Consider the following 10,284-nt stretch of genomic DNA (forward strand, 5'->3'; position numbering starts at 1 on the left):
GGGAGGGTGGTTTATAGAGTTAAAAATGAAGATTTCAACAACCAAATGAAACTTAATTTAAATCATCTTGGATCAGGAATTTATATATTAAAAGTAAACGGTGAGGGCTTAAGTTATACTGAAAAAATCATTTTGAATTAATTTTCAGTATAATTGTCAATTAAAAAGCCTGTAACGATGTTACAGGCTTTTTTTAATTAAAATTCATACACCAATCCCACTCCTAAAACTTGCTTTAACTGTATTTTGGGACCAACGGTCACCTGCGCTCCGTCAATTTCTTCTTTCGCTTTTATGTCATCGTCATAGATTACATGAAGACCGATGTTCGTTTTTACGTATTCGTTAACTTTTAAGTCCAATACCATATCATAATCAACGTCAACATTTCCGAAATTATTTATGTAATCCGAATACAGGCTTAATCGATTCTCAAAAGTGATGTTTTTGAAGATTTCTTTTTTATAGTAGGCCGTCAGCAGAAAACCAAGCTCGACCTTTGACCTTTCACCTTCGGAAATCAAATTGCCGTTCAAATCATACACCGCTTTGACAACTCCAAATGAACCCATGTTTGCCAGTCTCTGATCCAATACAAAAGTGATTTTAGAGGTGAATGGCGACAGGTAAAGCATCTCATCTTTCTTTTTTGAGGCATATTCAGCACCGAGGCCTAAGAAAATATAGGCTGGCGCAAATGGCTTGGAAACAGAAATATTTTTGTTTGGATAGGAATAGCCATTAGTAAACTGCGTATTGAAATTAAATTTTGCCGAGTGATACCAGTTGGAAAGGGTGTCATTTCGATAGCCTAATGTTGAGTTAAACTGAAATGCATCTTCCGTTTTCCTAAGTTCAATACCATCTTGTTTGTTTAAGCCGTAACGCATAATTAACTCGTTTGTCCAATTGTAATTGTCTCGGGTGTAAACTCGGCTAAACTTACTTTTTAACAATCCAGAGATCGAACTGGTACCACCTGCGTTCCAATTGACAAAAGCGATTTCGGATATGTCAAAACCTATCTTATTTTTCTTGATCCAATATGTTGTAGTGTCTTTTGCTTTGGGCTCAGGAAGTATGGTGGTTATAATTTTCTGCGAGAAAGTATTAATTGAAAATAAGAAGAGTAGGCAGGAAAAAGATAATAATTTGGTCATCGGTTGTTTTATTAAAAGGGCGCAAAATAATTATTTTCATTTAGTTGAAAAAATTATTTCTAAACTTTTAACGTCGATATTGCAATATTGTTGCAATTGATCAACAGTGCCATGCTCTATAAATTCATCAGGAATTCCCAGTATTTTTACGCTTGCGGAATAATTATAACGAGCTGTAAACTCGAGAATCGCACTTCCGAAACCACCTGAAATTACGCCGTCCTCAAGCGTTATAACGGATTTGAAGGTTTTAAATATGTAATGTAATTCCGTTTCGTCTAAAGGTTTAACGAACGCAAAATCGTAATGAGCAATCGTGGGTGGATCGTTTAGATTGGCTAAGGCCAAAGTAATACTTTTGCCTATAGGGCCATTGGAAAGGACCGCCACTTCCGTACCTTTTTTTAGACATTTTGCAGTGCCAATTTCAATTTTTTCATATTTACCGAAATATTGTGATTGCCAATCCGAGATTACTCCGCGACCTCGAGGGTAGCGAATGGCGATGGGATGTTCCAAGCCTAACTGGGCAGTATATAAAATATTCTGCAAAGCAATCTCGTTCAATGGAGAATAAATAATCATATTGGGAATGCAACGCATATAAGCCACATCAAAAATGCCATGGTGTGTCGCACCATCTTCGCCCACTAATCCTGCCCTGTCCAAACAAAAAATAACGGGCAAGTTTTGCAAAGCTACATCATGAATAAGCTGGTCATAGGCGCGCTGTAAAAATGTCGAATAGATATTACAAAAAACAATCATTCCCTGCGTTGCCATTCCAGCCGAAAGTGTCACGGCATGCTGCTCGGCAATTCCAACATCAAAAGCGCGTTCCGGTAAGGCGTCCATCATAAATTTTAGAGAACTTCCAGAAGGCATTGCCGGCGTAATCCCTATGATTTTTTCATTTTTTCTGGCTAGATCCAAAATGGTCAAGCCAAAAACATCCTGGTATTTTGGAGGAAGATTTTCTTCCGATTTTAAATGTATTTCGCCAGATTTAGCATCAAATTTTCCTGGCGCATGGTATTTTACCTGATCTTCCTCGGCCTGTTTTAGTCCTTTCCCTTTGGTGGTTATCACGTGAAGGAATTTTGGTCCTTTTATCTTTTGCAAGCGTTTCAGCTCTTTGATAACTGCAAAAATATCGTGGCCATCAATCGGCCCCGAATAATCAATATTCAAAGACTTGATCATGTTGTTTTGCTTTGGATTCTTCCCGTTTTTTACCGTGGTAAGGTAATTTTTCAATGCGCCGACGCTTGGGTCAATGCCGATCGCGTTGTCGTTAAGAATCACCAATAGATTAGCGTCAGTTACTCCAGCATGATTTAGCCCTTCAAACGCCATGCCTGAGGCTATGGAGGCATCCCCAATCACCGCTATGTGTTGTTTGTCAAAATCTCCTTTCAGATTGGAAGCAATTGCCATCCCCAGTGCGGCAGAAATGGAAGTGGAGGAGTGGCCTACGCCAAAGGCATCATAAATGCTCTCGCTCCTTTTTGGAAAGCCAGAAATACCGCCCAATTGACGATTAGTATGGAAATTTTCTCTTCTACCTGTTAGTATCTTATGCCCGTAAGCTTGGTGTCCCACATCCCAAATCAATAAGTCATCCGGTGTGTTAAATACATAGTGCAGTGCAATAGTCAGCTCGACGACTCCTAAGCTGGCCCCCAAATGTCCTTCTTTTGCGGAGACAATGTCGATTATGAAATTGCGCAACTCTTGAGCCAGCTGCGGAAGTTGGTTTTCCTCGAGTTGGCGTAAATCGTCGGGATAGTTAATGGATGAAAGTAAATTCTCTGACATAAAGCAAATGTACGAATTGAATGCTGTATTTTTGTTTTATGGAAAACATTTTCACCGACGAATATTTTATGAAAAAGGCTTTGAACGAGGCCGAAATTGCCTTCGATAAAGGGGAGATTCCTGTGGGAGCTGTCATCGTGATAAATAATACAATTATTGCCCGAAGCCATAATTTAACCGAATTACTGAATGATGTTACAGCGCACGCCGAAATGCAATCGATAACTGCCGCTGCCAATTATATTGGGGGCAAGTATTTAATTGGCTGCACGCTTTACGTAACGCTCGAGCCCTGTCAGATGTGTGCCGGAGCTTTGTATTGGAGCCAAATTTCTAAAATTGTTTTTGGCGCAAGAGATGAAAACAGGGGTTTTGAGAAAATGGGAACACAATTGCATCCAAAGACTGTCGTAAAACGTGGAGTTATGGCGAATGAGTCTGCTGACCTGATGAAGCGTTTTTTTGCGGAGAAAAGGAAGTAGCTTTTTATTGGATCTGCCTTGAATAAAAATTAGTCATACCGTTCAAAAGGTTTCGCTCATGTTAATTTCATGATTGTAACTTCCTGTTTTAAGGTCTGTCCATTCCCATCCGTCATCTTTGATTAGCGACAACAATAATTGGCGTCTGGTTTTGAGTTTTTCATATTCTAAATTTACCGTTTCACCAGATAGAATCCTTATTCCCTTATTTTCAAGTGTCGTATAAACCATTACGGGGGGAGTTTCTTTGCCTGGCTTTATAAAGGTTGCGGGTAGAGTTACTAGATAGCTGGAAATAGCTTTTCTTAGCCTAATAAGCACATTGAATGGAGGTCGCTGTTCTGCAGGAATATTATGAAACAATACGGTAAGCGCCTCGTCAAGGTTCGTGAGATTGAGAACGAAGGCTTCTTTCCTGTCCGATGAGTGGAAAAAATGCAAAACTGAGTATGCTTTGTGGTTTTGGGCATGTAAAATGATGGAATCAATAAGGCTTATAAAAGGTTGTTCCAGCTCTTTAAAATCTTTTCCGTTCCAATAATTAAGCAGGATTTCTTCCGCAGAACCGCCAAGAGTGTTTATATAGACACTTATCTTCCTTTTCGTTATTTCGGCTGAAACGACAGGGATTAAGTACGTTATGGCAATGGAAATCAGAATCAGTCCGGTAAATGAAAGTATCGCGGTCAATACATCCCAAAAATCCCCGGTGGATTCCATATCTCCTAGACCTAAAGTGGAAAGCGTGTAGCCAGTGTAAAATATCTTGTTTATTACTGTCGTAGAAGAGTTGGTCTCGACATTCATTAATGAACCGGGATCGCTGATGAACATTAAGCTGGCAGAAATCCAAATGAGCAGCAACCAGTTGATAAGAATGGAAACTAAAATAACAGCCCCGCCAATCTGCAAAATTTTTCTGCGCCCCATTTTTTTATTGATCACCAGTAAGATGCTCCAGATGGATTTGGATAGTCGTTTCGTAATAAAACCGGCCCCACGTACTGACAAGGAGGTATTGATCAAATCGGCAGCAGTTACAAGTAGAAGAATGACTCCTAGAAAAAACATAAAATAGTTCATGGTGTTGATTTTAATCTGTTGGGACAAACCGACTTTTGAATTGGTCGTATGCTAACGTCGGGCGCAGCGATTTGTCAAGTGATCAGGCAACTAATATAGGAAATAAACAGATGTTAAACACAGCTTAAGTTTTTTCTACGCTGAAGACTGCCTTATGAATTTTAGTTCTTTAGCGGACAGCTGGATACGAGCGAGGCGAACCGACGAAGTAAACAGCTCCTAAAAAAAGGTATGGCTTATCCTTCACAATCACACACAAAAAAACCGCCGATCTTTCGAAAGGCGGTTTTTGTTTATTCTTTTATAACATTTCCTTTTTTATCATAGAAATGATATTCTAAATACGTGTAAGCGTCACGAGGTATGATTTTCACCCACTTTTTATGTTCAAAAAACCATTTTGAACGTAATGATGGAAAACCTTTGGTAAGGTATGCTGCCACGAACGGATGTACGTTAAGTACAACATCTTTATGGCTTTTTAAAACTCTTTCCAGATCGGAATTGATTCTGTCGATGATTAAAATTGGCGCTTCAATTTCGCCTTTAACATCATTAGGATCTTCTTCTCTAGTTTTTATATTAACTTCCGGTCTTACCCTTTGTCTTGTGATTTGGACTAGTCCAAATTTACTAGGGGGTAAGATCTTGTGTTTCGCTTTGTCATCGCTCATTTCCTCTCTCAAGAAGTCGAACAAAATTTTACGGTTTTCAGGATTGGACAAGTCGATAAAATCAATTACGATTATACCACCCATATCACGTAGACGCAATTGTCTGGCGATTTCGGCGGCGGCAATCATGTTGACTTCCATGGCGGTGTCTTCCTGGTTGGTGGCTTTATTAGAACGGTTTCCGCTATTTACGTCAATGACGTGCAAAGCTTCAGTATGTTCGATAATAAGATAAGCACCTTTACTCATAGACACTGTTTTCCCGAATGAAGTCTTGATTTGTCTCTCTATGTTGTATTTCTCAAAAATGGGCGTATCGTTTGATTGATAAAACTTAACAATTGATTGTTTTGAAGGTGCAATTTCTTGCAAATAATCCTTCGTTTGGTTGTACAACTCTTCATCATCAATTTGGATACCGCTAAAGGTATCGTTAAAGACGTCTCTTAATATTGACGAAGCTCTATTGAGCTCTCCTAATATTTTTGACGGATGATGAGCGGTCGGTAATTTTTTACACATTGCGTCCCATCTGCTAAGCAGGTTCTGCATGTCTTTTTCTAATTCGGCTGTATTTTTGCCTTCGGCTACTGTGCGAACAATAACACCAAATCCTTTTGGTTTGATGGATTGTACTAATCGTTTAAGACGATCCTTTTCTTTCTTGTCTTCTATTTTTTGAGAAATGGAGACACGGTCAGAGAAAGGAACTAAAACAATAAATCTTCCGGCAAGGGAAAGCTCAGCACTGATCCTTGGTCCTTTTGTAGATATTGGTTCTTTTACGACTTGTACTAAAATAGATTGGTTGGCATTTATTACATCAGTAATAGTACCGTCTTTATCTATCTCTTTTTCAAACTGAAAGTTTTTTAGGGAGAAATCTTTTAATTTACCTGCGCTTACAAGTTTTATGAATTTCAGTTGGGAAGCTAGATTTGGACCTAAATCATGATAATGTAAGAAAGCATCTTTTTCGAAGCCTACATTTACAAAAGCTGCATTTAGTCCGGCAACTGGTTTTCTTATTTTGGCAATAAAAATATCGCCTACTTGAAAGTTGCTTTTCTCTTCTTCTTTGTGTAATTCAATTAGTTTTCCATCTTTTAATAAGGCAAAATCTACGAAATCAGAACTAGATCGGATGATTAATTCTTTATTCACGTTGTAAATTTTTATCCGAACTTTTAGTTTCAGGCTTCAGGTTTAAAGTTTGAAAAACTTAAAACTCATAACTCATAACTGAATTGTTAGGATGGATTAAACAATAATTTTAACAGGTATTGAACCCGGTGAAAATTAGCTGGCCATTAGTAATTTTAGTTTATCAGCATGCTGAAGACTAAAAACTGAAGACGGAACACTAATTTTCGATTTCAATGAACTTTTAAAAAGGAAAAAGTAGTTTAAAACTACTTTTTCTTTTTGTGACGGTTAGCTCTCGCTCTTTTTTTACGTTTGTGAGTCGCTACCTTATGTCTCTTTCTTTTTTTACCACTTGGCATATCTTTTCGATTTTATGATTAATATTATTATTTTGCTTCGTTATTTATTTTTACGCCTTCCACAAAAACTTTCGCAGGTTTGAACGCAGGAATGTTGTGTGCAGGAATTTTTATTGTGGTGTTTTTAGAAATATTTCTTCCGGTTTTTTCTGCTCTAGTTTTAACAATAAAGCTTCCAAATCCTCTTAAATAAACATTATCACCAGTCTCTAATGAATTTTTAACTTCAGTCATAAATGTCTCTACTGTTGCTTGAACATCACCTTTTTCAAGACCTAATTTTTCTGAAATTTTCGCTACGATATCTGCTTTCGTCATTTTCTTTCCTTATTTATTATATTGTAATAATTTTTTTGAGTGTGCAAATATATGAATTTAAAAAACAATTATTCAAGCTAATTCGTTAAAATTTAATCATATAAACTTTTACTTTTGTCGTCAAATATTTAATAATGGAATTTTCTAAGTTGCTTATTCAATGGTATTTACAAAATAAGCGTGATTTGCCGTGGCGAAATACTGCCAATCCATACCACATTTGGCTCTCGGAAATTATGCTGCAGCAGACTCGTGTGGCCCAGGGGACGCCTTATTATTTGTCCTTTTTGGATGCCTTCCCTACGGTTTTTGACCTTGCTAAAGCCGATGAAGAACAGGTCTTGAAACTGTGGCAAGGACTGGGGTATTATTCGCGCGCCCGAAACCTGCATAAGACCGCTCAATATGTAGCGACCGAATTAGATGGAATTTTCCCCAATAACTATACTGATCTTTTAGGGCTCAAGGGCGTGGGCGAATATACCGCTGCTGCCATAGCTTCTTTTTCGTACGGGGAGCCCGTTGCAGTTGTCGATGGAAATGTGTTTCGCGTTTTGTCCCGTTATTTTGATATTGAAACAGACATTGCTTTGGCTTCCGCCAAAAAGGAATTTGCGGCCCTGGCTTTCGAGTTGATGCCAAAAGACGCCCGAGGCGGAGCCGAACTGAGTGAAGCTAATCCTGCGACATTTAATCAAGCCATTATGGAGTTTGGAGCCTTACAATGTGTCCCAAAAAGTCCCAACTGTGGCATTTGTGTTTTTAACGAAAGTTGTCTGGCATTACAAAAAAAGAAGGTCGATCAATTGCCGGTGAAATCAAAGAAGCTGAAAGTTAGAAATCGGTATTTTAATTATCTGGTGGTTTCTGACGATAATGAAGATACGATTATACAAAAAAGGACCTCAAAAGGGATTTGGCAAAACCTCTATGAATTCCCTTTGATCGAAACGGAGGCGGTCGAAAACTTTGATTATATCGTAGAGCGAATCGAGAAAGATTTTTTTGTTAATGAGAGTGTGGGTAGTGTAATGGAGTATAATGAAAAAAGTATCGTTCATAAATTATCCCACCAACATTTGCATATCAAGTTTTGGAAAGTGAATATAAATGGAGTCATAAAAAATGGCACGGATGCCGCAACTTTAAGAACATTTCCTGTTCCTATAGTAATTCATAATTTTATTGAAAAGGAATAATATTGGGTTCTAAAAAAATGTATCTTTGGGATATATCCATAAATAACATGAACGGGACATTAAATAAAGTGATGCTTATTGGGCATCTTGGAGATGAGATAAAGATGCATTATTTTGACGGTGGAAATTGTATTGGACGGTTTCAATTAGCGACAAATGAAGTTTACATCAACAAAACTACCAATGAAAAAATCACTTCTACGGAATGGCACAATCTTGTTGTCCGCAATAAAGCGGCAGAAATTTGTGAAAAACATTTGTCAAAAGGGGACAAGATTTATGTGGAAGGACGAATTAAATCGCGGCAGTGGCAGACTGAGGACGGAACGACAAAACACACCACCGAAATTCAAGTTACTGAGTTTACTTTTCTGTCGACAAAGAAGGATGCTGAAAACAACAAACAAATTCACAGTTCAGAATCCGCAAAAAACACTAACTTTGACCCGCAAAATAACAGCTTGCCTATTAATGATTTGCCGTTTTGATTGTTTAACTAATTTTTTTTAATTTGGACCCAGAGCCCAGTTTAAATTTCGCCTACACATTAGATACTAATCTAGTTTTTGGTTTTATCGGAATAGCCGTATTGCTTTTTTGTTCTGCAATAGTTTCCGGTGCTGAAGTAGCATTGTTTTCCTTGTCACAAAAGGATATAGATGAAGCGACACAAGGGAATGTTTCCAGAGGAAAGATTCTTACGGATCTTTTGGATAGGCCGAAAAAACTATTGGCAACGCTTTTAGTGGCCAATAATTTCATCAATATTGGAGTAGTGATTCTATTTTCATTTATTGGGAAAGATCTGTTTTCTGCAATTAGTTCCCCAATTTTAAAGTTCACTTTAGAAGTAGTTTTAGTGACCTTTTTATTATTGCTATTTGGTGAAGTTTTGCCAAAGGTATATGCCAGTAGGAATAATATAAAGTTTGCCAAATCGATAGCTTATCCAATAGCAATACTTGATAGATTGCTTTCGCCAATAAGTATTCCCATGAGGGAAACGACGGTTTATTTGCACAATAAACTGGGGAAACAAAAAACAAATTTTTCAGTAGATCAGCTGTCGCAAGCTTTGGAATTGACCTCGTCAGATGAAACTTCATTGGAAGAACAAAAAATACTTGTTGGGATCGTAACCTTTGGTAATACGGACACCAAGCAGGTGATGAGTCCCAGAATAGATATATTCGGCTTGGAAATAACAGAGTCGTTTTCTGATATTTATTCGAAAATCATTGAAAAAGGATATTCCAGAATTCCGGTTTATAGAGATAACATTGACCAGATTGAAGGCGTATTATTTGTGAAAGATTTACTTCGTCACATAGACAAGGAAGATTTTGACTGGAATACGTTGATTCGGGAGCCTTTTTTCGTCCCTGAAAACAAGAAACTCGACAATTTGCTGAAGGATTTTCAGAGGATGAAGAGCCATCTTGCCATCGTAGTTGACGAATATGGCGGTACTTCGGGTCTTGTCTCGCTAGAGGATGTGATTGAAGAAATTGTAGGAGATATCAGTGACGAATTTGATAATGAAAACGTCAATTTCATTAAAATTGACGATAAAAATTACCTTTTTGAAGGGAAAACAAACTTAAAGGATTTCTATAGGATTATAGATGTTGACGAAGAGGTTTTCGAAGTTAAAAAAGGGGAAGCCGAAACGTTGGCTGGATTTATACTCGAAATTTCGGGAAATTTTCCTGCCAAAGGACAAAAAATATCATATGAAAACTGCTTGTTCACTATTGAAACGGTAGACAAAAAACGTATCAAACAGATAAAAGTAACTATTGATGTTAAGAATAAAGAAGGAAGGTAAAGAACAAAATCTTGATTCCATTATCGGAATGGTTTTTATGGTCTTGGGATTGTTATTGTTTACGGCTTGTAAGGATGATGTTTTCCCTAAACCAGCCAGTCATTTGCGTTTGGATTATCCAGTGGCGAAATATGTGGATTTCGAAAACCAGTGTCCTTTTAGTTTCGAAATGAATTCTAATGCCGTTATAAAAGGGGAGACAGATTGTGGTTTTGCA

General features: G+C 37.7%; 10 protein-coding genes and 1 pseudogene. 6 read left to right on the forward strand and 5 right to left on the reverse strand.

All coding sequences use genetic code 11. From position 1 onward, the window contains the following. Positions 1-6 precede the first annotated feature (6 nt). A complete protein-coding gene (locus VIH09_RS05845; RefSeq protein WP_331578854.1) occupies positions 7-141 on the forward strand; it encodes a T9SS type A sorting domain-containing protein in 135 nt (44 codons plus the stop codon). Between the two features lie 56 nt (positions 142-197). On the opposite strand, the gene VIH09_RS05850 is transcribed toward VIH09_RS05845, so the two are convergent. Together VIH09_RS05850 and VIH09_RS05855 are read right to left on the reverse strand one after the other, a co-directional pair. Further along, complete coding sequence (locus VIH09_RS05850; RefSeq protein WP_331578835.1) at positions 198-1,160, reverse strand: DUF3078 domain-containing protein; 963 nt, start codon at positions 1,158-1,160, stop codon at positions 198-200. Positions 1,161-1,196: 36 nt separating this feature from the next. Then, positions 1,197-2,978: a 1-deoxy-D-xylulose-5-phosphate synthase gene (locus VIH09_RS05855; RefSeq protein WP_331578837.1), complete on the reverse strand. Its 1,782-nt coding sequence runs from the start codon at positions 2,976-2,978 to the stop codon at positions 1,197-1,199. A gap of 38 nt (positions 2,979-3,016) precedes the next feature. Here VIH09_RS05855 and VIH09_RS05860 point away from each other — a divergent pair, with 38 nt between their 5' ends. Then, a complete protein-coding gene (locus VIH09_RS05860) occupies positions 3,017-3,460 on the forward strand; it encodes a nucleoside deaminase (protein ID WP_331578839.1) in 444 nt (147 codons plus the stop codon). A 42-nt stretch (positions 3,461-3,502) separates the two neighbouring features. On the opposite strand, the gene VIH09_RS05865 is transcribed toward VIH09_RS05860, so the two are convergent. From VIH09_RS05865 to VIH09_RS05875, 3 genes are all read right to left on the reverse strand, one after another. Continuing rightward, on the reverse strand, positions 3,503-4,543 hold the full coding sequence (locus VIH09_RS05865) for an ion channel (protein ID WP_331578841.1): 1,041 nt from the start codon (positions 4,541-4,543) through the stop codon (positions 3,503-3,505). 293 nt (positions 4,544-4,836) lie between these two features. Next, positions 4,837-6,381, reverse strand: a complete 1,545-nt coding sequence (locus VIH09_RS05870) for a ribonuclease E/G (protein ID WP_331578843.1) — start codon at positions 6,379-6,381, stop codon at positions 4,837-4,839. A gap of 368 nt (positions 6,382-6,749) precedes the next feature. Further along, positions 6,750-7,040, reverse strand: a complete 291-nt coding sequence (locus VIH09_RS05875) for an HU family DNA-binding protein (protein ID WP_007137418.1) — start codon at positions 7,038-7,040, stop codon at positions 6,750-6,752. Between the two features lie 134 nt (positions 7,041-7,174). On the opposite strand from VIH09_RS05875, the gene mutY reads away from it, so the two are divergent. From mutY to VIH09_RS05895, 4 genes and pseudogenes are all read left to right on the forward strand, one after another. After that, a complete protein-coding gene (mutY, locus tag VIH09_RS05880; protein WP_331578848.1) occupies positions 7,175-8,239 on the forward strand; it encodes an A/G-specific adenine glycosylase in 1,065 nt (354 codons plus the stop codon). A 47-nt stretch (positions 8,240-8,286) separates the two neighbouring features. Then, positions 8,287-8,727 carry a single-stranded DNA-binding protein gene (locus tag VIH09_RS05885; protein ID WP_331578850.1) on the forward strand — a complete coding sequence of 147 codons (441 nt, stop codon included), beginning with the start codon at positions 8,287-8,289 and terminating at the stop codon, positions 8,725-8,727. A gap of 23 nt (positions 8,728-8,750) precedes the next feature. Beyond that, complete coding sequence (locus tag VIH09_RS05890; RefSeq protein ID WP_331578852.1) at positions 8,751-10,067, forward strand: gliding motility-associated protein GldE; 1,317 nt, start codon at positions 8,751-8,753, stop codon at positions 10,065-10,067. After that, positions 10,042-10,284: pseudogene (locus VIH09_RS05895) on the forward strand (gliding motility lipoprotein GldD); the annotation flags it as partial. The gene VIH09_RS05890 and the pseudogene VIH09_RS05895, both read left to right, overlap by 26 nt.

It is taken from the genome of Flavobacterium sp., assembly GCF_036515215.1.
Classification (GTDB): domain Bacteria; phylum Bacteroidota; class Bacteroidia; order Flavobacteriales; family Flavobacteriaceae; genus Flavobacterium.

Bases quoted from the DNA above. Each gene is read 5' to 3' on its own strand.
- VIH09_RS05850 (WP_331578835.1), bottom strand. From the start codon at position 1,160: ATGACCAAATTATTATCTTTTTCCTGCCTACTCTTCTTATTTTCAATT.
- VIH09_RS05855 (WP_331578837.1), bottom strand. From the start codon at position 2,978: ATGTCAGAGAATTTACTTTCATCCATTAACTATCCCGACGATTTACGC.
- VIH09_RS05860 (WP_331578839.1), top strand. From the start codon at position 3,017: ATGGAAAACATTTTCACCGACGAATATTTTATGAAAAAGGCTTTGAAC.
- VIH09_RS05865 (WP_331578841.1), bottom strand. From the start codon at position 4,543: ATGAACTATTTTATGTTTTTTCTAGGAGTCATTCTTCTACTTGTAACT.
- VIH09_RS05875 (WP_007137418.1), bottom strand. From the start codon at position 7,040: ATGACGAAAGCAGATATCGTAGCGAAAATTTCAGAAAAATTAGGTCTT.
- mutY (WP_331578848.1), top strand. From the start codon at position 7,175: ATGGAATTTTCTAAGTTGCTTATTCAATGGTATTTACAAAATAAGCGT.
- VIH09_RS05885 (WP_331578850.1), top strand. From the start codon at position 8,287: ATGAACGGGACATTAAATAAAGTGATGCTTATTGGGCATCTTGGAGAT.